The 21176-nt window shown below is 73.4% G+C and carries 21 protein-coding genes; 9 read left to right on the forward strand and 12 right to left on the reverse strand.

The window, feature by feature from the left end; genetic code table 11:
• Positions 1–2: 2 nt before the first annotated feature.
• Positions 3–1514 carry a hypothetical protein gene (locus tag FGE12_RS08580; RefSeq protein WP_153865900.1) on the reverse strand — a complete coding sequence of 504 codons (1512 nt, stop codon included), beginning with the start codon at positions 1512–1514 and terminating at the stop codon, positions 3–5.
• A gap of 179 nt (positions 1515–1693) precedes the next feature.
• Between FGE12_RS08580 and FGE12_RS08585 the strand changes: the two genes are divergently transcribed.
• Complete coding sequence (locus FGE12_RS08585) at positions 1694–2080, forward strand: VOC family protein (protein ID WP_194797705.1); 387 nt, start codon at positions 1694–1696, stop codon at positions 2078–2080.
• A 15-nt stretch (positions 2081–2095) separates the two neighbouring features.
• Here the strand turns inward: FGE12_RS08585 and FGE12_RS08590 are convergent, their stop codons facing one another.
• Positions 2096–4126: a response regulator gene (locus FGE12_RS08590; RefSeq protein ID WP_153865964.1), complete on the reverse strand. Its 2031-nt coding sequence runs from the start codon at positions 4124–4126 to the stop codon at positions 2096–2098.
• A gap of 157 nt (positions 4127–4283) precedes the next feature.
• Here FGE12_RS08590 and FGE12_RS08595 point away from each other — a divergent pair, with 157 nt between their 5' ends.
• Positions 4284–5084: a DUF2270 domain-containing protein gene (locus FGE12_RS08595; protein WP_153865965.1), complete on the forward strand. Its 801-nt coding sequence runs from the start codon at positions 4284–4286 to the stop codon at positions 5082–5084.
• Between the two features lie 131 nt (positions 5085–5215).
• Positions 5216–6220: an isocitrate dehydrogenase (NAD(+)) gene (locus tag FGE12_RS08600; protein ID WP_153865901.1), complete on the forward strand. Its 1005-nt coding sequence runs from the start codon at positions 5216–5218 to the stop codon at positions 6218–6220.
• A gap of 24 nt (positions 6221–6244) precedes the next feature.
• On the opposite strand, the gene FGE12_RS08605 is transcribed toward FGE12_RS08600, so the two are convergent.
• The 3 genes from FGE12_RS08605 to FGE12_RS08615 all read right to left on the reverse strand — a co-directional run bounded on the left by FGE12_RS08605 (position 6245) and on the right by FGE12_RS08615 (position 8569).
• Positions 6245–6691, reverse strand: a complete 447-nt coding sequence (locus tag FGE12_RS08605) for a two-component system response regulator (protein ID WP_153865902.1) — start codon at positions 6689–6691, stop codon at positions 6245–6247.
• Between the two features lie 132 nt (positions 6692–6823).
• Complete coding sequence (locus FGE12_RS08610; RefSeq protein ID WP_194797706.1) at positions 6824–7201, reverse strand: translation initiation factor; 378 nt, start codon at positions 7199–7201, stop codon at positions 6824–6826.
• Between the two features lie 15 nt (positions 7202–7216).
• Positions 7217–8569, reverse strand: coding sequence for a thioredoxin domain-containing protein (locus FGE12_RS08615; RefSeq protein ID WP_153865903.1), 1353 nt, complete (start codon positions 8567–8569; stop codon positions 7217–7219).
• A 50-nt stretch (positions 8570–8619) separates the two neighbouring features.
• Here FGE12_RS08615 and FGE12_RS08620 point away from each other — a divergent pair, with 50 nt between their 5' ends.
• Both FGE12_RS08620 and FGE12_RS08625 read left to right on the forward strand, forming a co-directional pair.
• On the forward strand, positions 8620–9684 hold the full coding sequence (locus FGE12_RS08620) for a folate-binding protein YgfZ (protein WP_153865904.1): 1065 nt from the start codon (positions 8620–8622) through the stop codon (positions 9682–9684).
• A 70-nt stretch (positions 9685–9754) separates the two neighbouring features.
• Positions 9755–10354, forward strand: coding sequence for an outer membrane beta-barrel protein (locus FGE12_RS08625; RefSeq protein WP_153865905.1), 600 nt, complete (start codon positions 9755–9757; stop codon positions 10352–10354).
• A 3-nt stretch (positions 10355–10357) separates the two neighbouring features.
• Here FGE12_RS08625 and FGE12_RS08630 read toward each other — a convergent pair whose 3' ends face one another.
• Positions 10358–11992, reverse strand: a complete 1635-nt coding sequence (locus FGE12_RS08630) for a hypothetical protein (protein WP_153865906.1) — start codon at positions 11990–11992, stop codon at positions 10358–10360.
• Between the two features lie 156 nt (positions 11993–12148).
• Here FGE12_RS08630 and FGE12_RS08635 point away from each other — a divergent pair, with 156 nt between their 5' ends.
• Positions 12149–13444, forward strand: a complete 1296-nt coding sequence (locus FGE12_RS08635; RefSeq protein WP_153865907.1) for an ATP-binding protein — start codon at positions 12149–12151, stop codon at positions 13442–13444.
• Between the two features lie 3 nt (positions 13445–13447).
• Here the strand turns inward: FGE12_RS08635 and FGE12_RS08640 are convergent, their stop codons facing one another.
• From FGE12_RS08640 to FGE12_RS08655, 4 genes are all read right to left on the reverse strand, one after another.
• Positions 13448–13858 (reverse strand): hypothetical protein, encoded by a 411-nt coding sequence (locus tag FGE12_RS08640; protein ID WP_153865908.1) that lies wholly within the window; start codon positions 13856–13858, stop codon positions 13448–13450.
• Between the two features lie 89 nt (positions 13859–13947).
• A complete protein-coding gene (maiA, locus tag FGE12_RS08645) occupies positions 13948–14622 on the reverse strand; it encodes a maleylacetoacetate isomerase (RefSeq protein WP_370458920.1) in 675 nt (224 codons plus the stop codon).
• A complete protein-coding gene (locus tag FGE12_RS08650) occupies positions 14619–15596 on the reverse strand; it encodes a fumarylacetoacetate hydrolase family protein (RefSeq protein WP_194797707.1) in 978 nt (325 codons plus the stop codon). The genes maiA and FGE12_RS08650 overlap by 4 nt, the downstream gene beginning before the upstream one ends.
• A 126-nt stretch (positions 15597–15722) precedes the next feature.
• Positions 15723–15941, reverse strand: a complete 219-nt coding sequence (locus tag FGE12_RS08655; RefSeq protein ID WP_153865910.1) for a hypothetical protein — start codon at positions 15939–15941, stop codon at positions 15723–15725.
• 168 nt (positions 15942–16109) lie between these two features.
• Between FGE12_RS08655 and FGE12_RS08660 the strand changes: the two genes are divergently transcribed.
• Both FGE12_RS08660 and FGE12_RS08665 read left to right on the forward strand, forming a co-directional pair.
• Positions 16110–17426 (forward strand): hypothetical protein, encoded by a 1317-nt coding sequence (locus FGE12_RS08660; RefSeq protein ID WP_153865911.1) that lies wholly within the window; start codon positions 16110–16112, stop codon positions 17424–17426.
• A 9-nt stretch (positions 17427–17435) separates the two neighbouring features.
• On the forward strand, positions 17436–18263 hold the full coding sequence (locus tag FGE12_RS08665) for a lytic transglycosylase domain-containing protein (RefSeq protein WP_370458921.1): 828 nt from the start codon (positions 17436–17438) through the stop codon (positions 18261–18263).
• On the opposite strand, the gene FGE12_RS08670 is transcribed toward FGE12_RS08665, so the two are convergent.
• The gene (locus tag FGE12_RS08670; protein ID WP_153865912.1) at positions 18260–19045 is read right to left on the reverse strand and encodes a hypothetical protein; all 786 of its coding nucleotides are present in this window, start codon (positions 19043–19045) and stop codon (positions 18260–18262) included. The genes FGE12_RS08665 and FGE12_RS08670 overlap by 4 nt on opposite strands.
• 140 nt (positions 19046–19185) lie before the next feature.
• Here FGE12_RS08670 and FGE12_RS08675 point away from each other — a divergent pair, with 140 nt between their 5' ends.
• Positions 19186–20088: a LysR family transcriptional regulator gene (locus tag FGE12_RS08675; protein ID WP_153865913.1), complete on the forward strand. Its 903-nt coding sequence runs from the start codon at positions 19186–19188 to the stop codon at positions 20086–20088.
• On the opposite strand, the gene nagB is transcribed toward FGE12_RS08675, so the two are convergent.
• The gene (nagB, locus tag FGE12_RS08680; RefSeq protein WP_194797708.1) at positions 20080–20844 is read right to left on the reverse strand and encodes a glucosamine-6-phosphate deaminase; all 765 of its coding nucleotides are present in this window, start codon (positions 20842–20844) and stop codon (positions 20080–20082) included. The two genes, FGE12_RS08675 and nagB, sit on opposite strands and share 9 nt — an antisense overlap.
• Positions 20845–21176: the final 332 nt, after the last annotated feature.

The raw sequence follows: 21176 nt of genomic DNA on the forward strand, positions 1-21176 counted from the left end.
CGCTACGGCGTCGGCATGGTCGCGTGAGCCGGCGGGCTCACGGGACGCTCGGGGCGCTGCGGCCCATGTCCGCCGTTGCCCGGTTGCTGCGGACCACCCGCCATGCCGCCGCCCTGCTGCACCGGGGTCATCCCCACGTACGAGCCCGGCTGGCGCCCGTCCGCCGCGGCGGTGCCGAGGCGCAGCGCGAGAATCGAGCGGCCCTGCAGGGTGACCTCGGCACGACCCGCGAGCTCCTTCACCGGAACGTCCACGGTGCCGATGGTCTGCGAGCCCTGCGGCCCGTCCGCGAGCACGCGGAAGGTGATGCGCCGCTCGTCGAAGCCGTTGGTCACGAGCACCATCTCCGCGTCATACGAGGCGAGCACGCCGTTCTGGGTCCCCGTGGTGAGCAGCGCGCCCTCGGGCAGCTGCGTCTCGATGCGCACGTTGGGGCGGTTCTCGGCGGGCAGGCTCATGGCGAGGTCCTCGACGAGCCCCATGCTGCCGCGCTTGTCCGCCTGCTGCACGATGCGGTTCGCCAGGCGCAGGAAGAGCGGCGAGGAGGTGCCCACCCACGCGTCGCCGTCCGGGCGCACCGGGGACACGAGCACCGAGCGCACCTGCACGCGGTAGGGGCGCGGCTCCACGCGCTCGAGCTGGTCGCGCGCGTAGCCGTCGTCCTGGCCGGTGGTGAGCGCCTGACGGAAGCCCTGCGCGGCGCCCGCCCAGTCGCGGTTCTGCACCCGCTCCTCGGCCTGGCCCACGCGCCGCACGTACTCGAGCGCCGCCTCCGCGCGGCCACCGCCGTGCATCGCGAGCGCCGCCTGGTAGCGGTCTTCGGCCGCGCGCCAGTCGTGGGCGTGGCGGGCGGCGTCGCCGTCGCGCGCGAGGCGCTCGTACTCGGCCTGCGTGAACTGGGCGTACTCCTGCTGGATGCCGTTGGCCCACGCAGCCGAGCCGCCGTCCTGCGCGGCGACGAGGCTCGCGAGGTTCGCGGCGGCCTGCAGGTTGCCCTCGCGGCGGTAGCCCTCCACGCGCTCGTGGCCGCGCTGGACGAAGGCCTGGCGCACGGCCTCGGCGCGCGCCTTCACCTCGGGAGAGGAGGAGAGCTGCAGGGCGCGCTGCACCGAGGCCACCGCCTCGGGGAACTGGCCGCGCGCGGTCGCCGCATCCGCGGCCTCCAGGTGCGAGAGGGCCACCTGGTTCGCGGCGTTGGCGCGGAAGGAGGCGAGCTCGGCGTTGCCGCCGTCGATCTGCAGGGCGAAGTCCGCCTCCTGGAGCGCGCAGTTCCAGTCGTTCACCTGGGCGCAGGCCTGGGCGCGCTTCTGGGTGTCGGCCATCGCGTGGTCGCGCGCCTCGGCGAACTTCTTCTGCAGCTCCGGCGTGGGCTCGTCCCCGAGCGCGGCGCGGTAGCTCATGTACGCGCTCTTCCAGTCCCCCACCGCCGCGGCGCGGTCGCCGCTCTTCTCGTGCGCGGTGCACGCGCCCAGCAGCATCGAGGACACCAGGATTCCGAGGACGATTCGCTTCATGGGGTGCAGCTCCCGTGGGGACAGGGGACGTGGGGGAGCGCGCAGGATAGCGGAAGGCGTGCCCCTGGCCGAATGGACGGCCTGAGAGCACGTGCATTCAAGCAGGCGAGCAGGCATCTAGAGTGGCAGCCAGAGTAGGCGCCGCACCCACAGCCCCACGCCTATCCCGAGGAGCTCCCGTGATCGACCACCTGAGCGTCGTCGTCAGCGACTACGCGAAGAGCAAAGCCTTCTACCTCAAAGCGCTCGCCCCGACCGGCCACTCGCGGCTCGTCGAACTGCCGGCCGCGCATGGCACTCAGGGAGAGAGCGCAGGCTTCTGCCACGAGGACGGCTCGGACTTCTGGATCCGCCAGGGAGAGGCGATCAAGCCTCCGATCCACGTGGCTTTTCGAGTGAGCTCTCGCGCCGCAGTGGACGCGTTCCACGCCGCGGCCCTCGCGGCGGGCGGACGGGACAACGGCGCACCGGGCTTGCGACCGCAGTACCACGCCCACTACTACGGCGCTTTCGTGCTCGATCCGGACGGCCACAACATCGAGGCCGTCTGCCACGAGCCGGAGTAGCCCGGAGGCCCTCTCTCACGAGGCGTGCGTGGGCGGCGGAGGCGTGTCCCCCGCGCCCCCCGGGTCCGCGAGCGCGTGCGCGCCGGACTGGCCGAGGAACTCGTCCAGCGCGCCCACGTCGATGGGCTTGCGGAACACCGCGTCCACCAGCGCGAGGTTCGCGCGGTTCTGCCCGCGCACGTCCATGCCGGTGACGATGGCGAGCAGCACCTGGGGACTTCTCTTGCGCAGCTCGCGCGCCACCTCCCAGCCGCTCATGTCCGGCATCAGCGCGTCCAGCAGCGCCGCGTCGTAGCGCTGCATCTCCCACATCTTCAGCGCCACGTCGCCGCTCGGGGCCACGTGGACGTTGTAGCCCTCCTCGCCCAGCACCTCGGCCATCATCCGGGCGTTGTCCGCGTCGTCGTCCACCACCAGCACCTTGCGGGTGAGCTGGAAGCGGCGCGGGACGGGCGTGCGCGCGGCGGCGGGCTGCTGCTCGCGCCCCACCTCGAGCGCGCGCGGCAGGCGCACCACGAAGGCGGCGCCCTTCGCGTCCTTCACGCCCTCCTCGGGCTTCACGTTCTCCACCGTGAGCTCGCCGCCCCAGCGTTGGACCTGGTGGCGCGCCACGGCGAGCAGCAGCGAGACGTGCGGCGTACTCGAGGCGCGGTTGAGCGGGTCGAAGAGCTGCGCGAGCGCGTCCACGGAGTACGGCGGCCCCATGTCCTGGATGCGCAGGGTGAGCCAGCTGTTCTCCTCGGTGCGGCTGGAGAGCATGAGGCGCCCGCCCTGCGGCATGCGATCTCTCGCGGCGAAGAGCAGGTTCACCACCAGCTCGCGCAGGAAGCCCGCGTCCACGTGCACCTTGGCGCTGTGCGCCGAGAGCCGCACGTCCAGCTCCACCGGGTGCTCGCGGTTCTCCAGCTCGGAGCGCGCGAGCTCGAGTGCCTCGCGCACCACGCCGTCCAGCTCGGCGTCGGTGAGGCTCTCCTCGGTGCGCTGCACGCTGAACTCCTGCAGCCGGCTGATGAGGTCGCCGATGTTGCCCACGGTGCGGTCGAGCGCGTCCAGGTGCTCCGGCTTGAACTCGCGGCGCAAGAGCGTGATGCGCAGGCGCAGCACGTTGAGGAAGTTGTTGAGCGCGTGCGCGGCGCCGCCGGCCAATTGCCCCAGTGCCTGCGTGCGCGTGCGCTGCAGCAGGCGCCCCTGCAGGCGGCGCAGCTCGTCGTGCGCGGTGACGAGCGCGGCCGTCTTCGCGGCGGCCTCGGTGCGGTCGCTCACCGTCTGGATGGCGCCCACCAGCTCCCCCGAGCCGCCCTCCTCCCACAGCGGCGTCGCACTCAACTCCAGGATCGCCTCGCCCGCGCCGGGCCGCTGCACGCGCATCTTCACGGTGCGCACCGGGCGGCGCTCCTTGAGGGCGCGCTGGTAGGGCAGGTCCTGGACCTTGAAGGGCTCGTTGCCCGGGTAGTGCTTTGCCTGCAGCTGGGTGAGCAGCGCGCCCAGGAGGCCCGAGTCGCGGCTGCCCACCACCATGCGCAGGGGCACCCCGAGCAGCCGGCTCACGGGGGGCGTCACGAAGGACACGGTGCCGTCCGTCTCGGCGAGCAGGATGCCCACCTCCACGTGGTTGAGCACGCTCTCCATCACGGCCGCCTCGCGGAAGCGCACCTCCTCGGTGCGCAGCACGCGGCTGAAGGAGGCCTGCGCGCTCGCGTGCGCCTCGCCCACCAGGTTCGCGATGAGCTCGGCCACCTCCGGCTCGAGCCCGCCGCTGTAGCGCGCGTACACGCGCAGCAGCACCTCCTGCAGCGCCTTGAACTCGCGCGCGAGATCCTCGGCCTCGAAGCGCTGGTCGTAGCGGCGCGCGCCGTGGTTGCGCACCACCTCGGGCCACAGGCGCAGCGCGTCGTCCCCCCGGTCCCTGAGCAGGCGGACGAGCTCGTCGATGAGCCGGGCGAGCGGCGCGCGCAGGTCGCGCCCCGGCAGGTCCACCTCGTAGGTCTCGGCGCGCAGGCGCTTGCTCCACAGGCGCACCACGCGCTCGTGTTCACTCTCCAGCATGTCGGCCAGGGCCGCGATGGGATCGAGGTTCGCCACGGGTGCCCCACACGGTGGCCACGCGCCGCCTGCCCGGCCACCCTCCCCTCTCCCCGTGTGTCCACCGCCTGGCGGGCGCCGTTGCCCCGGGGCGCGCGAGGCCTCACCTTCCCGCGTGGGAATGGGGTCCAGCGGCCGCGGACAGAACGAGCTGAGCGAGCGGGGCGCGGAGCGCCTCTCGGATCAGACCATGGTGCAGCTGTACCGCGGCGAGCTGGGGCGCGCGGACCGCTGGCGCACGCGCCTGGACACCACCACCAACTGGGCCATCACCACCACCGCGGCCGTCATCTCCTTCGGCTTCGCGAGCCCCGCGAGCCCCCACGCCATCCTGCTCGTGGGGCTCTGGATGGTGGTCACCTTCCTGCTCATCGAGGCGCGCCGCTACCGCTACTACGACCTGTGGAACCGCCGCACCCGCCTGCTCGAGGACGGCTTCTGGGCCCCGAAGCTGCGGCACGAGCCGGTGGACCCGGACGCGATGCGCGAGCTGGCCATCGAGCTGGAGCGCCCGCAGATCACGCTCAGCCTCTTCAGCGCCATCAGCACCCGGCTCAACCGCGCCTACGGCCCCATCTTCCTCGTGCTGCTGCTCGCCTGGTTCGTGAAGGTGTACACCCACCCCGCCCCGCCCGAGCACTTCCAGGACTTCGTCGCGCGCGCCCACATCGGGCCGGTGCCCGGCTGGTTCGTGATGGCCACGGTGACCTTCCTGTGCGCCCTGGCGACTTTCTTGTTCGCCAACTCCTTCCTCGGGCGCGCGCCGCTGGGAGAGCTGCGCACGCGGCCCCGCGGCCCCCGGCGCGCCCTGCTCAGCACCCTGGTGCGCCCCTACGCCGTGCGAAAGCCGCGCCGCCAGGGGGGCCCCCGCCGGGTGGGGCCGCCGCCTCCGCCCCCCTCCACGCCGCCCATCACGCACTGAGCCGCACACCCACATCTGCGGGGTGATGGCCCCGTTAACCCGCGCTGCTGCGCGCTGGGGAGCAGGCGGGCACCCGGGCGCGCTTTCGGGCTTCTCCCCTCGGGGCGCTTGGCGCTAAAGACTCGGCCACCATGGCTTCTACGCGCACTGTCACGATCATCAATGGCGACGGCATCGGCCCCGAGGTGATGGCCGCCACCGTCCGCGTCCTCGAGGCGACCAAGGCCCCGCTCGAGTTCGAGTACAAGGACGCCGGCACCGAGGTGGTCGCCAAGTACGGCACCAACCTCCCGCACGAGACGGTGGAGGCCGTCCTGCGCAGCAACGTCGCCCTCAAGGGCCCCACCGGCACCGTGGTGGGCGGCGGCATGGCCAGCGCCAACGTGGGCCTGCGCAAGCGCCTGGACCTCTACGCGAGCCTGCGCCCCGTCAAGAGCGTGCCCAGCGTGAAGACCCGCTACGAGGAGGTGGACCTCATCGTGGTGCGCGAGAACACCGAGAGCCTCTACGCCGGCCTCGAGCACATCATCGTGCCGGGCGTGGTGGAGAGCCTGAAGATCATCACCGAGAAGGCGAGCACCCGCATCGCCCGCTTCGCCTTCGACCACGCGAAGAAGATGGGGCGCAAGAAGGTGTCGGCCGTGCACAAGGCCAACATCATGAAGCTCTCGGACGGCCTCTTCCTCGACTGCTGCCGCAAGGTGGCGCGCGAGTACCCCGAGCTGCAGTACGAGGAGGTCATCGTCGACAACCTCTGCATGCAGCTGGTGAAGAACCCCAACCGCTTCGACGTGCTCGTCACCGAGAACCTCTACGGCGACATCCTCTCGGACCTGTGCGCGGGCCTGGTGGGCGGCCTCGGCCTCGTGCCGGGCGCCAACATCGGCGAGCGCACCGCCGTGTTCGAGGCCGTGCACGGCACCGCCCCGGACATCGCCGGCAAGGGCATCGCCAACCCCACCGCGCTGCTGATGAGCGCGGTGATGATGCTCGAGTGGCTGGACCTGCGCGACGAGGCGAAGAAGATCGAGCTCGCGCTGCAGAAGGTGTACGGCGAGGGCAAGGTGCGCACCGGCGACCTCGGCGGCGGCGCCACCACCCGCGAGTTCACCGACGCGGTCATCGCCGCGCTGTAGTCCCCCGGGGCCGGCGGGCGCGCTTCAGTGCGGCGCGCCCGCGTCCTCTGCTTCCGTGCGCCGGCGCTCCTCGAGCGCCCGGCGCACCCGTTCCACCAGCTGGGCGATGTCGTAGGGCTTGAGCAGCAGCTCGAGCACTCCGGGCCCGGTGAGCGCCTCCGCCCCCTTGCGGTTGGTCGTCGTGAGCACCACCGGCACGCCCCGCATCTCGGGCAGCGCGCGGAAGCTCGCGTAGTACGCCCAGCTCACGTCGAAGGGCACGCTGATGTCGTAGACCACCACCTCCGGGCGCACGAGCTGCAGGAGCGCGCGCGGCTTCACCCGCCCGTGCTGCAGCTCCCACGCGCGCACCCCCCAGGTGCGAAAGCCCTCTCCTTCGAGCAGCTGCCCCATCAGCGCGAGCGCATCCTCGCTCGCGTTCACGATGAGCACCGCGGGAAGCTGCGCCTCTGCGTCGTGCGCCTCGGCCATGGAGCCCTCCTGAGGGGAAAGGGTAGCCCCCGGCCCCACCGGCCACAGCGCGCGTCGGGTACGGGTTTCCCCGCAAGGCCGGGCGGCGGCGGGGCAGGCGGGGGCAAGGGCGCGGGGCCCCGCCCGCCGGCGCTAGCCCACCGTCACCTTGCGCACGCCGCGCGCGCTCAGGAGGCCCGGCAGCCGCTCGCGCTGGTCGCCCTGCAGCACCAGCGCGTCCTCCTCGCGGGTGCCGCCGCAGCCCAGGCTCCCCTTGAGCGCCTTGAGCCAGACCTCCAGCTCCGCGTCGCGCAAGCCCAGCCCCTCCACCACCGTCACCTCCTTGCCCCCGCGCCCCTTGCGCTCCATGCGCACCACGGCGCGCGCGGGGCCCTTCGGCTCAAGAGGGGGCGCGGCCTCGCGCGGAGGCGGCCCGGGCGGCAGCCCCTCGCGCGCGCCGGCAAGCTGCGCGAAGGGGTTGTGGAAGGGGGCCGCGGGCGGCGGCGGCAGCGTCTTGTCCTTCTTCGACACGGCAGAGGCCTCCGCTCAGTGCTCGTGGCCTTCGTGTGCCTCGGGGGCCGGCGCCGCGGGCAGCCGCGCGAAGGCGGGCGCGTCCGGGTTACCGCCGGTCATGATCAGCGCGTAGAGGAAGGGCGGGAAGGCCATCGCCTCGCGGCCGTTCACCACGACCAGCGGGGTGCCCTTCAGGTCGTGCTTCATGGCGTAGTCGATGTCCTGCTGCAGCTTCGCCTGCGTGTCGGCGCTGTCCATGCAGGCCTGCAGCTGGGCGCGCGGCACCGAGCCCGCCGAGGCGATCTCCACCACGCTCTCCGGCGTGAGCCCCACCTGGTTCGCGAAGAGGCGCTCGCGCAGGGACCAGAAGTCCTCCGCGCCCTCCAGGCAGATCTGCGCCTTGGCCGCGAGGCAGCGCACGTTGGTGCCATCGGTGGCCCGCGGCGGCATCTTCGGGTTGCACGCCGAGTCGAGCGGGAACTGGCGCGCCTCGAGCGAGAAGCTGCCCGGGGGCGCGCGGCGCTTGAGCTCCGCCACCGCCTCCACCAGCGCCTTGCAGTGCGGGCAGCGGCTGTCCGTCCACTCGACCATCTTCACCGGCGCCTCCTTCGGGCCGTAGAGCCGGCGCGCGGGGGCGAAGGCCGCCTGCGGCTTGGAGGCGCGGTAGGCCGCGAGCGCGGTGGCCATGAACTGCTTCTCGCGCGGGCCGAGCTCGTCGATGTACTCCTCGAGCGAGCCCGGGGCGGCCGGCCCCTGCTGCGCCTGCGCGGGGAGCAGCGACCCCGCCCCTTCCGCGCTCGCGCTCGGCGTGGCGAGCCCCGGCCCCAGCAGCGCGAGGAACGCCGCGAGCGCGATGCCGCCGCTCCAGCCCAGCGCCTTGCCCCACTCGCCCGCGAGCGGCGCGAGCGGACCGGGCAGCCCCTTGAGGGCCACCGCCGCGAACGCGAGCACCAGCACGTAGGTGCCGAGGCAGGTGGGGCACAGCGCGCCCGCGTTCGCGCTCGCCACCGCGAACACCAGCGTCCCCACCACGCCCGCAGCCGCCGTGAGGCGCAGCCCGTTCACCGCCGGGCGCACCGCCTGCCGCTTGCGCGCCCAGACGAGGTAGAGCGCCGCGAGCGCGCTCGCGGTGAGGCCCCACACCAGCCCCAGCCCCGCCACCGGCATCCCCAGCACGTGGTGCACGGCCGAGGCGAAGGGCGAGTTCCACACCGTCTCGCAGTTCACGTGCTCGGACACGCCACACACCGTGGCGCCGCCGGAGCGCAGCGTGAGCAGCTGCATCCACTGGAACACCGCGAGGGCCGTCTCGGCGAGCCCCAGCACGAGCAGCGCCGTGGCGGCGCGGGTGGGAACGGGCGACTGGGTTTGGGCCTTCTGACGCATGCGTGCTTGCTCCGTGGCAAATGCCGTGGGGGCTCTATATAGCGACCGGCATGGAACCGCTGAGCCTGCATTTTGTTCACGAGAAGGCCCAGGCCCGCTTCTCGGAGGTGGGAGGCCGGGAGCTGGTGGCGTCTTACGGCGCCCCAGGTGGGCCCGAAGCCGAGTACCGCGCCGCCCGCGAGGCCGTGGCCGTGCACGACGCGTCCTACCGCGAGTGGGTGCGCCTCACCGGGGAGGACCGCGCCAGCTTCCTGCACGGCATGGTCACCCAGGACGTGAAGGGGCTCGCCCCCCTCGCCACCGCCTACGCCACGCTCGTCACGGTGAAGGGCAGCATGGTGGCGGACGCGCGCCTGGTGCGCCGCGAGGAGGACCTGCTCCTGGACGTGGAGCCGGGCGCGGGCGCCCGCGTGCGCGAGTTCCTGGAGAAGTACCTCATCAGCGAGGACGCCGAGCTGCACGACGCGACGGCCCAGCTGGGGCTGCTGCGGCTGCTCGGCCCCCAGGCCCCCGGGCTGCTCGGCGGCCTGACGGAGGGCCCCCTGCCCTCGCCCGGCACCAGCCGCCCCGCCACCGTCGCGGGTGTTCAGCTCCTGCTGGTGGGGCCTCCGGCCACCGGGGGCTTCGGCGTCCCCCAGGTGGACCTGCTCTGCCCGCGCGAGGGCCTGGAGCCGGTGTGGGCAGCCCTCACGGCCGTCGGCGCCAGGCCCCTGGGCTACGAGGCGCTGGAGCTCTTGCGGGTGGAGGCGGGCACGCCGCGCTTCGGCCAGGACCTGGTGGAGACCACCATCCCGCTCGAGGCGAACCTCCAGCACGCCATCTCGTACAACAAGGGTTGCTACATCGGGCAGGAGGTCATCGCCCGCGCCACCTTCCGCGGCCACATGAACCGCACCCTCGCGGGCTTCCTCCTCGGGGACGCGCCGGCCCCCGCCGGCAGCGACCTCATGCGCGAGGGCAAGCGCGTGGGCTGGCTCACCAGCGTGGTGCACTCGCCGCGGCTCGGCCAGTGGGTGGCGCTTGGCTTCGTGCGGCGCGAGGTGGAGCCGGGCACCGCCCTGCAGCTGGGCGAGGGCCCGCGCACGGCCACCGTGCGGGCGCTGCCCTTCGGCTGAGGGGCGCACGAAAGGACCCTTGTGCGGGCGCGCCCTGCGCCCCACCGTGGGCTCGAGGAGGAGGCAGCACATGCGGACGGCGTGGATGCTGGGGCTGGGCCTGGGGCTGTTCGTCGCCGCGGCCGCGGGTGCGCAGCAGATGCCGCCCACTGCCCTCGGGCTGCGGCTCAACCTGAGCGCGGGCGTCGAGGTCTACACCGGAGAGCTGGGCAACGCGTACACCGTGGGGCCCGCCGGAGGCGTCTCGCTCTCGATGCAGCCCCTGCCCTTCCTGGGCGCGGAGGTGGGCTACGTCGCCGGGCTGCACCAGGTGGACAGCACCCTCAACGACGGCGGGCTCGTGAAGGGCTACGACATCGTGCACCACGGGCTGCACCTCGCCGCCACGCTCGGCCCCTGGCTGCACGGCGTGCGGCCCTATGCGCTCGCCGGCGGGGGCGTGAGCCTCACCGACGTGCGCGGCCCCAAGAACCCCGACTTCCGCGACGACGTGGACTTCTTCGTGCCCGTGGGCGCAGGCCTCATGGTGAGCGCCGGCCGCTTCGCGCTCGACGCGCGCCTGAGCTACCAGTTCCTCTTCGACCAGGAGAGCGTGAGCGCGCCGGACGGCAACGGGGGCGCGAGCGGCGGGCGCTACCAGGCGATGGTGGGCCTGAGCTTCGCCCTCTAGCGCTCAGGGCGCGGCGGTGGCCGCCACCTTCCCCGCCGCGGGCGGCGCGGCGTGCACCTGGCCCACGTAGAAGTAGCCGTCGAAGCCGCGCGGGTAGCGGTCCGGCGCCATGGGCAGGACGAAGAAGCGCTCCGGGCCGTAGCGCTGCAGCGCGCGCTGGTAGCGCTCCTGCAGTCGCACCCCGGGGCCCGCGGCGCTCGTCAGCACCTGCCGCTCTCCATCCTCGTGCACCCCGGGGCGCGAGTCCTGCCCCGCGTCAAGCTTCACCGTGTGCACCACCCCGCCCTCCGACGAGGTGCGTGTGCCGCCCTGCGTGGGGTGCGCCCCGCACGCGAGCGCGGCCCTGGGACCGAGCCGGCAGTCCCACGCGCTGCCGTGGCGGTAGAGCACGTCGTAGGAGTGGAAGGGGACGCCCGCGCGCGAGAGGTGCCAGCCCATGGGCACGAAGTCCCGGTCCCACGGCACGCCGCGCTCGTTGCTCGCGTGCACGTTGCCGGTGAGCACGATGAAGCTCGCGCGCGGCTGCTGCTTGCGCGCTGCGAGCAGCCGCTGGGCCATCGCCGCGTCGTGGGCGCTGCCCTGCAGCCCCTCCACGTCGAAGGAGAGCACCGCCACCCGCAGTCCCTGGCGCCCCAGCGTCCGCGCGCGCTCGATGAGCTCCACCAGCGCGCGGCTGCTGCGCCCGTCCTGCTCCGGGCGATGCCAGAAGGGCCCCGCGGTGAGCGCCTCCACGTCCTCCTCGTCCCCGTCGCTCTGGAGGTAGCGGTCCAGCGCCCGCTGCTCGCGCACGGGCAGCTCGAGCGCGAGCACCACCGGCGCGCCCAGGTGCGCCGCGTGGCACACCGCCTGTCCCACGAAGCGCGGCACCTCCTGCGTGCCGTGCACCTCGCCCAGCACGAGGAAGCCGCCGGGCGCGAGCGCGCGGTCGAAGCCCTCGTCGAGGCCCGGGATGGCCGGCCCGCAGCGCGTCTCGCGCACGTCTTCGGGCACGGGCACGGGCGGGAGCGACGACCCCAGCGCCACGGCGGCCTGCGCCGCAATCGGCCCCGCGCTGGGCAGGCCGCCAGTGAGCGCGAGGGCGGCAGGGCCTCCCTGCAGGCGCGCGCGCAGGGCCTGCTCCACGGAGAGGTCTCGGAAGAAGTTCTGCTCGAAGCGCTTGTCCGAGGGGTCCAGCGGATGCGGCGGCGGCGGGGTGGCGGGCTCGGCGTCCTCGCCCGCGCCCTCCTCCTCGCTCACCAACTGCTGCGACGTGGGCACCACTGCCCAGACCTGCGGGCCGAGCACGGTGTGGCGGAAGACGCGCAGGTGCGTGCCACCGCGAAGGTCCGGCTGCACCTGCGCGTAGTAGCGCACGCGCGCGCTGAAGCCCTCGCCCAGCGTGGCCTCCTTGAAGTCGGTGCGCAGCGCCATCACCTCGGGCTTGTCGCCGTGCTGTACGTCGAGCGCGAAGCCGCGCTCGCGGAAGTACGCCTCCACCGCGGGCCACACCTGCGCAGGGGGGCGCGGGTACACGTACCGGGCCGTCTCGAGCAGCGCATCTCGCTGCTGCGCCTGCGCGCGCTGCGCCTGCACCGAGGCACAGCCGGAGGAGACCAGCGACAGCAGCGCGCACAGCAGGGCCAGGCCGGGAGCTCGCATGCCCCTGCAACGCTAGACGCAGGCCCCGCATAGCGGCAACGCGCTGCGCCACCCTCGTCCTGCACTTGTCCTGGAGGACGCCCCCCGTGTGCGCTTCCCCCCGGCTGCTGTAGGCTGCCGCGCCGCCGCGACCGCGGCGGAAGAGGGGGCCACCCGATGCGCACAGCGAGCAACCTGACGGTGAGCCAGTACCAGCTCGCGGCCCTCAACCGCATCGCCTTCCTCGCCGCCACGGCCGCGGACGTGTGCACGCTCTTCCAGGAGGCCGGCACCGAGCTGATGCACGCCTTCTCGGCGGACGGGATGGGCGTGCTGCTCTTGGACCCCGTCACGGGCGAGCGCGTGGTGGCGCACCGGCGCGGCCTCACGCCGGAGGGCGAGGCGCTGTGGGCGGCGCTCCCCACGCGCGACACCCTCACTGCCCAGGTGGTGGCGGACGGCCGCGCCCGCTCCTGGCTGCGCGAGGACTTCGCCCCCGCCGCGCAGGCCATCCTCGCGCACACCGGCTACTGGGCCGAGGCCGCGGTGCCCCTGCAGATCCACGCGCGCGTGCTCGGCTGCCTCAACGTCACCTTCCGCCAGCCGCGCCGCCTGGACCCCGCCCAGCTCGAGCTGCTGCACGCCATGGCCAGCCACTTCGCCGCCGCCGTGGAGAGCCAGCGCCTGCTCGCGCGCCAGCGCGCGGTGAGCGCCGAGAACGCCCAGCTCTACGAGGAGCTGCGGCTCGCCAGCGCCGAGCTCGCGCGCAACCAGACGCAGCTCGCCCAGCGCGGCCACCTCGCCTCGCTCGGTGAGATGACGGCGGTGCTCGCGCACGAGCTGCGCAACCCGCTCGCCATCCTCGGCAACGCGCACGCCCTGCTCGAGCGGCGCGAGAACGCCGAGCCGGAGCTGCGCCGCCAGGCGCTGCGCGCGATGGGCCAGGAGCTCAAGCGCATGAACCAGCTGGTGGAGGAGCTCCTGCACTTCGGGCGCCCCACCGCGCCCAGCTTCGAGCCGCTGTGCCTCTGGGCCCTGGTGGAGGAGGTGAAGGAGGCCGTGAGCGCGCACCTGCCGCCGCAGGTGGAGGTCAGCGTGGAGCTGCACGGCGAGATGCCCCGCATCTCCTTCGACGCGCGCCTCATCCGCCAGGCGCTGGTGAACCTCGCGCTCAACGGCGCCCAGGCCATGCCCGCCGGAGGCCGCCTCACCCTGCGCCTGCAGGAGACCTCGCGCGGCGCCCAGCTCGAGGTGGAGGACGAGGGCATGGGCATCACCCCCGAGGTGCGCGCGCGCATGTTCGAGCCCTTCTTCACCACGCGCGCCACCGGCACCGGCCTCGGGCTCGCGCTGGTGCAGCACGCGGTCGTGCAGCACCAGGGACACCTCGAGGTGCACAGCGCCCCCGGCGAGGGCACCACCTTCCGCATCGAGCTGCCCCGGAGCCCCAGCGCTCCCGCGCCGAGCGCCTGAGCGCTACGCGCGCGCGCCGTCGGTCTCGCGCCACGGGGCGAGCAGCCCGCGGCTGCTGCGCTGCGCGAGCGCGAGCAGCTCCGAGAGCCGCAGCGGGTGGCGCATGCTCAAGGACTCCTCGGACTCCTGCGCCGAGCTCTCGCTGCCCAAGATCGCCGCCAGGGTGCCCAGCGCCTCGTTGCGGTGCAGCCGCGGGACGAGCTCGTCGTCCGCCGGCTGCAGCAGCCGCACGTCGTGCACCACCAGCCGCGGCAGCGCGAGCCCCTCCATGCGCTCGAGCGCCTCTCCGAGGTCCACGGCGGTGTGCACCTCGTAGCCATGCGCGGTGAGCGCGAGGCACAGCGCCTGCTGCACCTCACTGCGGTGGTCGACGACGAGGATGCTGGGGAGCAGGCCAGAGGAAGACGTTGCCATGGTGTGGCTCCTGCGAGGTGCTTCAGGAGCATCCTACGCAATTTTCCGCCCTGGGTGAATACCCACCCTCCCCCTGTCGCCTGGAGGACCTAGGCGGGCACCGCGTCCGGCTGCCGGCTCGCGTGCGCGGCCTGGAAGGCGGGCAGCTTCTCGCACTCGGCCTCGATGCGGGCGAGCAGCGGGTAGGACGCCACGTCCACCCCGAAGCGGCGCGAGGCGAAGAGCTGCGGGACGAGGCACACGTCCGCGAGGGTGACGCTGTCGCCCACGCAGTAGCGCCCCGCGCTCGCGCCCAGGCTCTGCTCCAGCGCCGTGAGCCCGCGCGAGATCCAGTGCGCGCTCCACGCCTTGTCGTCCTGGCCCAGCGGCCCCTTCACGTGCTGCATCACCGAGAGGTTCTGCAGCGGCTGGATGCCCGAGTTCACCATCTCCGCGAGCATCCGCACCCGCGCGCGCGCGAACGCGTCCGTGGGCAGCAGCGCGGGGCTCGGGTGCCGCTCCTCGAGGAACTCCAGGATGGCGAGCGACTGCGAGAGGTACTGCGTCTGGCCGCTCGCGTCCTTCAGCTCGAGCACGGGCACCGTGCGCATCGGGTTCTTCGCGCGGTAGGCGTCGGTGTGCTGCTGCCCGCCGTCCTGCAGCAGGTGCACCGGCACGTACTCGTAGGAGAGCCCCTTGAGGTTGAGCGCGATGCGCACGCGCCAGCTGCAGCTGCTGCGCCAGTAGCCGTGCAGCCGCAGGGACTCCGGGCCCGCGCCGCTCACGCCGCCACCACCGTGTTGTCGATGCGGCCGAACACGCTGGTGCCCGCGGCATCGAGCATCTCGATCTGGATGCGGTCCCCGGGCTTCATGAAGGGCGTCTTGGGCCCCCCCTGCTCGATGGTCTCGATCATCCGCACCTCCGCGAGGCAGGAGATGCCGCGCGCGCGGTCCTCGTTGGACACCGTGCCCGAGCCCAGGATGGTGCCCGCGGTGTAGCCGCGCGTCTTGGTGATGTGCTGCACGAGGTCGAAGAAGGAGAAGTGCATCTCGGGGCCCGCGTCCGTGTCCCCCACCACCTTGCCGTTGAGCGTGCAGCGCAGCCGCAGGTGCACGCGCCCGTCGTGCCAGGCCTCGCCCAGCTCGTCCGGCGTCACCGCGAAGGGGCTGAACGCGCTCGCGGGCTTGCTCTGGAAGAAGCCGAAGCCCTTCGCCAGCTCGTTGGGGATGAGGTTGCGCAGGGACACGTCGTTCACCAGCATCACCAGGCGCACGTAGCGCCCCGCATCGCGCGCCTTCGTGCCCTGCGGCACGTCGCCGAGCACCACCGCCACCTCGCCCTCGAAGTCGAAGCCCCAGCTCACGTCCGCGCAGCGGATGGGGCCGGTGGGGTCCAGGAACTCGCTGCTGCCGCCCTGGTACACGAGCGGGTCGGTCTCCAGCGTGGGCGGCGGCTCTGCGTTGCGCGCCTTGCGCACCAGGCGCACGTGGTTGAGGTAGGCGCTGCCGTCGATCCACTCGTAGGCGCGCGGCAGCGGCGAGCGCAGCATGGACACGTCCACCGGCTCGCCCTTCACCTGCCCGGCCTCCAGTTGCTGCGCGAGCGCGCGCAGCTTCGGCTCGGTGGCGTCCCACGCGTCCAGCGCGGCCTGCAGGTGCGGCGCGATGCCGGTGGCGGGCGCGTAGCGCGCACCGTCGCGCGTGACGACGATGAGCTTTCCGTCGCGGGTTCCGTCGTGCAGGGTGGCGAGCTTCACGGGCAGGGCTCCTGGCGCGCTGCCGCCGGAGCTCTCACGGGAGAGCGGGCGCGCGCCTGCGCTGGCTTTTCGGCCTCCCCTCCCTGCCTGTCAAGGGCGCAGCGCACGCACTGGACGCGCGTGCGCTCAGGCCTTCATCGGGGGTCCGCCCTTGCCCGGCTCCTTCACGGGCTTCGCGCCCCCGGTGGGCTCCTTCACCGGAGGCTCGGGGGCATCCTCGTCCGGCGCGGGCGGCGCCTCGGCGGGGGCGCGCCGCTGGGCGGGGTCCTCCACGGTGGGCGTGCGGTGCGGCGGCTCCTTCGCCGGCGGCTCCTTCGACTCGGGGCGCTTGTCCTTCGTGGTCATCGCCTCTCAGGTATGCACGGCGGGAGGGCGCGGCCACCTGCTGAACGTTCCCCGTGCCGCGAGTGTCCAGTGCTCCGGCGCGCGAGCGCCGTGGCGAGCACGCGCCCCGGGCACTTGCTACCCCTCGCCCCGATGCGTTCCCTGCGCACGACCGCGGCGGCACTCTGGATGGCCCTGGCGAGCGGCCTCTTTGCCTGCGGCTTCTATGACGCCGTCCCCTCCCCCGGTGGCCCGCCCCTCCCGGGTGCGCCCGTGCCGCCCGTGCCCGACCCGCAGGCCGGCACGGGCGGAGGGAGCGGCGGCGGCGGCGGTGCGGGCGGTGGAGGGGGCGGAGGCAACGTCGATCTGCCGGATGGCAGCATCACCCTGCCCGACGGCGGCATTCGCGTTTCGGACGGGGGCATCACCCTGCCCGACGGCGGCGGCCACACACCAGATGGGGGCACGCTCGCCGACGGAGGCGCACTCGACGCAGGCGCCCCCGCGGGGCTCGACGGTGGCACGGACGCCGGGACGGACGGCGGAACAGACGCCGGCTGTCTCGACGCGCTCTGCTCGGTGCAGGTGCTCGCGGAGGGCGAGGGCGTGCCGATGGGCCTCGGGCTGAGCGACGGCGAGGTCTACTGGGTGAACCAGGGCCCCTCGGCGGTGCGCCGCGCTCCGAAGTCGGGCGGCCCGGCCACGACCGTGCTGAGCGGTCCCAGCCTGCAGCCCGTCATCGCCGTGGACGCGCCCCGCGTGTTCGTCGTCGCCTCGACGCCGGAGGGCGACGCCCTGCTCGCAAGTCCCTTCGACCCGCCCTCCTGGGAGGTCCAGGCCCGCTGGAGCCCGGGCCCGCTGAGCATGAAGGCGCTCACGCTCGGGGACGGCGCGCTCTACGTGGACACGCCGGACGGGCTCCTCGAGGTCTCGACGTGGAGCGGGACACCGCAGTCCCTGCTGGGCCCGGGTGAGGGCCGGGTGCTCGCGGGAGCAATGGGGGGCGTCTACCTCGCGGATCGGCAGGCGCGCCAGCTCACGTACCTCTCAGGTGCCGGTGGATCCGAGACCGCTGCCTCGATTCCAGAGGGCATGGTGGTCGCGACGCTGTCTCATCAGCCAGTCTCCGGCGCGCCGCTGTGGGTCGCGCTGCGGCCCGAGGCGCAGGACCCGAACAGCTGCCCCGGAGGTCCCATCCAGGTGCGGTGGAGCTCGTACGGTCCGCTCGTCCCGTTCACCTCCTCGCCGGGCTGCGTGGTGGCGCTCGCCTCGGACGACACCCACCTCTACTGGCTCGCGGTGCTGCCCGAGCGCGGCCTGGCCGTGCTGCGCGCGCCGCTGACGAGCGGCATCGCCGAGACCGTGGCGCAGACGCCCGGCTTCGGCTGGGGCTTCGCGATGGACGCCACGCACGTGTACTGGAGCGAGCGCACCACGGGCCGCATCCTTCGGGCGGCCAAGCCCCCGCGCGACACAAAGTTGGACCCTCCGCCGAACTGGCCCTAAGGGGTCCGGGTGGCGCGTCGAGGGGCCAGAGGGCCGGGCATTCCGTGGTGGCTGTGGCTGGGGGCGCTCGTGCTCGCGCCGCTCGTGCTGCTCAACCTCGCCGTGGCCTTCTTCGGCGGCACGGTGGTGAGCCCCCTCTCGCCCTTCTTCCTCGAGGCCAAGGTGCACGCGCTCGGAGCCTACGCGCGCCACCGTCCAGGCTGCCTCGTGGTGGGCCACCCGGACCTCGAGCCCCTCATCGATGCCGCCGAGCGCCGCCACCACCTGCCGCGCGGGCTGCTGCAAGCGCTGGTGGAGGTGGAGAGCGAGAAGCGCGTGCACCGCATCTCGGCCGCTGGCGCCATGGGCCCCGGCCAGCTCATGCCCGGCACGGCGCGCCTCATGGACGTGGAGGACCCCTTCGACTCCACCCAGGCCATCGACGGCAGCGCGCGCTACCTCGCCGAGCAGCTGCGCCGCTTCGACAGCCTCCCGCTCGCCATCGCCGCCTACAACGCGGGCCCGGGCAACGTGAACGGCCGCGTGCCGCGCAACGGCGAGACCGAGTACTACGTGGCCAAGGTGCTGCGCGCCTACGGCCGCACGCGCCCGCCGCCCGAGCGCGTGGTGAGGCCCTCCCCGCCCCCTGCGGCCGCGCCCGTGGCCGCGGTGCTGCGCCCCGCTGCGTCCGGGACTGCGGTCGTGCGCCCGGCGCGCGCGTCGGCCGCACTGCGAACGGATACCGCAGCGAAGCGCGCGGTGCCGGCGCGCGGCACGACGCCGCGCGCCGCCCCGGTGAAGCGGGCACCGAAGCGCCGGGCGCAGGCCGCTGCGCCCGGCAAGCTTCCTGCGCGCTAGACCTTCGCCTTGGCCTTGTTCGCCTTGGCGGTCATCTCGAGCATCATCGTCTCCACCGCCTTGAGGTCCTCCTCGGTGATCTCGAACACCTGCTTCTTGCCGATGCGGGCGTGGATCGCCTCGAAGAGCTCCTCGGAGAGGAAGGGGATGACCTTGCCCGAGCGGTACTCGCGCTCCTTCTCGCCGTAGAGGCCGAGGAAGGTCTCGTCGCGGAACCAGCTCTGCTTGTTCGCCTTCTGGATCTCCGCGAGCGCGTCGTCGCTGGGCTCGCGCTGCAGGAACTCGAAGAAGAGGCCGGTGGGCTTGCTGCCCGGGAAGTACCACTCGCCGGAGAACACCTGGATGAGGTTCTCCTCCGGGTCCTTCAGGATGGGCGTGACGAACTGCACGCCGCGCTCGCCCGCGTGCTTGTGGAACGCGATGAGGTCCGGGGTGCGCAGCGCGATGTGCTGCCAGTGCGCCACGGACTCGTGCCCGTCCAGCATGTCGCGCACGTGCGACTGCTCGCCCTCGGGCTCCGAGGGCTGCACCACCGCGAAGATGGTGTTGAGCGGGTCCGTGTCCTTGCCCGAAGGCTTCCACTGCCCCATGCGCTGCGCGAAGGTCATCGAGACCTCCTTGCCGCCCGCCTTCGCCGGACGCCGCTTCTCGTAGAGCAGGTCCTCCGGCGTGGTCCCGAAGATGATCCGGAACGCGGCGTAGGCCACGTTGTAGAGCTTCGGGTGCAGCAGCAGCGTCATGTGATCGACGGTGAAGTTCAGGAACGGGGCCTTGGCAGCCATGGGGACCATCCTCTTTCCGGCCGGCGCTCCCCGGAGCGGGGGCGCAGGAATCCAGCCACCATTGACCGGAGAGAGGGGGCAGAGGGAAAGCACAATATTTCGTCAATGACTGTGAGTTGGATGCACAATGTGCCTCCGCCATGCACGTCAGCCTCGAACAGGCCCGCGCCCTGGACGCGCTCGCGCGCCACGGGACCTTCATGGCCGCGGCCGCAGCCCTGCACAAGGGCCACACCGCGGTGCTCTACGCGGTGCAGTCGCTCGAGCGCCAGACGGGGCTCGCGCTGCTGGACCGGCATGGCTACCGCACCCGCCTGAGCGCCGAGGGCGAGCGCGTGCTCGCCCACTGCCGCCGCCTCCTCGCCGCCGAGGCCGAGCTGCTGGTGGCCTGCGAGGAGATGAAGACCGGCTGGGAGCCCTCGCTGCGCATCGTCTTCGACGGCATCTTCCCCGCCGAGCCCCTGCTGCGCACCGTGGGCGCCCTGCGCGCGCGAGGGGCGAACACCCGCTTCCACGTCTCGGCGGAGTTCCTCACCGGCGTGGAGGAGGCCTTCGAGCGCGAGGGCGCGCAGCTGATGGTCTCGCTCCTGCCGCCGCGGCTCGGGGGCCTGGTGGCCATTCATCTGCCCGATCTGCGCGCGCGCCTCGTCGCCCACCGCGACCATCCGCTCGCGCGCCGGCGCCGCGGCCCCTTGCGCGAGCCGGACCTCGCCGAGCACCTGCTGCTCACCGTGCGCGGCTCGGACCCGCGCCTGCAGATGAGCACCGGTGCGCTCGAGCAGCGCTCCACCGTGCACCTCAACAGCTTCGCCGCGAAGAAGGAGGCCATCCTGCAGGGGCTCGGCTTCGGCTGGCTCCCCGAGCACCTCATCGCGCAGGAGCTGCGCCGCCGCGAGCTCAAGGTGCTGCCGCTCGAGGGCGGCTCGCTGCACACCTTCCACCCGCGGCTCTACCACCGCGCGGGCGCCCACCTGGGGCGCGCGGCTTCAGGCGTCATCGAGGCCCTGACCGTCCCCTCTCCCTCTGGGAGAGGGTCAGGATGAGGGATTCGCACCCGTCTTCAAGTCCTCCGGCAGCAGCCGCGCCGCCGCCGGGTCCAGCCACACGTTCACCTCCGGGTGCAGCTGCAGCAGGGACGCCGGGCAGCGCGTGGAGAGCGGCCCGAGCACCAGCTGCCGCACGGCCTCGGCCTTCGACTCCCCGAAGGCGAGCAGCAGCGCGCGGCGCGAGTGGAGGATGGCGCGCATGCCCAGCGTCAGCGCCTCCAGCGGCACGCGCGAGGGCTCGTCGCCGAACAGGGCCGCGTTCGCCACGCGCGTCTCGCGCGTGAGGCGCACGCGGTGGGTGAGCGCCTGCAGCGCCTCCGCGGGCTCGTTGAAGGCGAGGTGGCCGTTGCCGCCCAGCCCCAGCAGCAGCAGGTCCAGCCCGCCTGCGTCCGCGAGCGCGCGCTCGTAGCGCGCGCACTCCGCCTCGGCGTCCTCCGCCCTGCCATCGAGAAAGCCGATGGCCGCGGGCGCGAGGTTCACGTGTTGGAAGAGCTGCCGGTCCATGTACGCGCGGAAGCTGCCCGGATCGTCCCGGGGCAGCCCCAGGAACTCGTCCAGGTTGAAGGTGCGCGCGCGGGAGAAGTCCACCTGCCCGGCGCGGTGCAGGCGCACCAGCTCCCGGTACACCCCGAGCGGGGTGCGCCCGGTGGGGAGGCCGAGCACGCAGTCGGGCTCGGCATGCAGTGCATCCGCCACGAGCGCGGCGCAGGCGAGCGAGGCCTCGTGGGAGGAGGCGAAGAGGCGGAGGTTCACGGCGGGCCCTCAGAGCACGGGAAGCGTCCGCTGAACGTGGCGTCTGCAGCCGCTGTTGGCCAGGCCACGCCCCGGTGCCCCCCTCACACGCGCCATCCCCCCCGCTCCCCTGCGAGCGCGGAGCCGCCGCGCGCGCCGCGCCTGCTCGCCCTTCATCCCGGTGGGCGGCCTCACGCGCCGCATCGAGCCAGGGGCCCTTCCCGGACGAGGCGCAGGGCCGGGTGCTGGGCAGGCAGGCGCCGCGCAACGCCGGGTACTGCCCGAGCGTCAGGTGACGGGCGCCGCGCCGCGGAAAGGCGCTGCCGGTCCCCGCGTTCGGGCATACCCTCAGG

This window comes from Aggregicoccus sp. 17bor-14 (assembly GCF_009659535.1).
Taxonomy (GTDB): Bacteria; Myxococcota; Myxococcia; order Myxococcales; family Myxococcaceae; genus Aggregicoccus.

Excerpts from the sequence above, each read along its gene's own strand:
- FGE12_RS08595 (WP_153865965.1), top strand. The coding sequence starts at position 4,284 with ATGGGGTCCAGCGGCCGCGGACAGAACGAGCTGAGCGAGCGGGGCGCG.
- FGE12_RS08600 (WP_153865901.1), top strand. The coding sequence starts at position 5,216 with ATGGCTTCTACGCGCACTGTCACGATCATCAATGGCGACGGCATCGGC.
- FGE12_RS08625 (WP_153865905.1), top strand. The coding sequence starts at position 9,755 with ATGCGGACGGCGTGGATGCTGGGGCTGGGCCTGGGGCTGTTCGTCGCC.
- FGE12_RS08660 (WP_153865911.1), top strand. The coding sequence starts at position 16,110 with ATGGCCCTGGCGAGCGGCCTCTTTGCCTGCGGCTTCTATGACGCCGTC.
- FGE12_RS08640 (WP_153865908.1), bottom strand. The coding sequence starts at position 13,858 with ATGGCAACGTCTTCCTCTGGCCTGCTCCCCAGCATCCTCGTCGTCGAC.
- FGE12_RS08670 (WP_153865912.1), bottom strand. The coding sequence starts at position 19,045 with ATGGCTGCCAAGGCCCCGTTCCTGAACTTCACCGTCGATCACATGACG.
- FGE12_RS08655 (WP_153865910.1), bottom strand. The coding sequence starts at position 15,941 with ATGACCACGAAGGACAAGCGCCCCGAGTCGAAGGAGCCGCCGGCGAAG.
- FGE12_RS08590 (WP_153865964.1), bottom strand. The coding sequence starts at position 4,126 with ATGCTGGAGAGTGAACACGAGCGCGTGGTGCGCCTGTGGAGCAAGCGC.
- FGE12_RS08675 (WP_153865913.1), top strand. The coding sequence starts at position 19,186 with ATGCACGTCAGCCTCGAACAGGCCCGCGCCCTGGACGCGCTCGCGCGC.
- FGE12_RS08635 (WP_153865907.1), top strand. The coding sequence starts at position 12,149 with ATGCGCACAGCGAGCAACCTGACGGTGAGCCAGTACCAGCTCGCGGCC.
- FGE12_RS08620 (WP_153865904.1), top strand. The coding sequence starts at position 8,620 with ATGGAACCGCTGAGCCTGCATTTTGTTCACGAGAAGGCCCAGGCCCGC.
- FGE12_RS08630 (WP_153865906.1), bottom strand. The coding sequence starts at position 11,992 with ATGCGAGCTCCCGGCCTGGCCCTGCTGTGCGCGCTGCTGTCGCTGGTC.
- FGE12_RS08580 (WP_153865900.1), bottom strand. The coding sequence starts at position 1,514 with ATGAAGCGAATCGTCCTCGGAATCCTGGTGTCCTCGATGCTGCTGGGC.
- FGE12_RS08605 (WP_153865902.1), bottom strand. The coding sequence starts at position 6,691 with ATGGCCGAGGCGCACGACGCAGAGGCGCAGCTTCCCGCGGTGCTCATC.
- FGE12_RS08615 (WP_153865903.1), bottom strand. The coding sequence starts at position 8,569 with ATGCGTCAGAAGGCCCAAACCCAGTCGCCCGTTCCCACCCGCGCCGCC.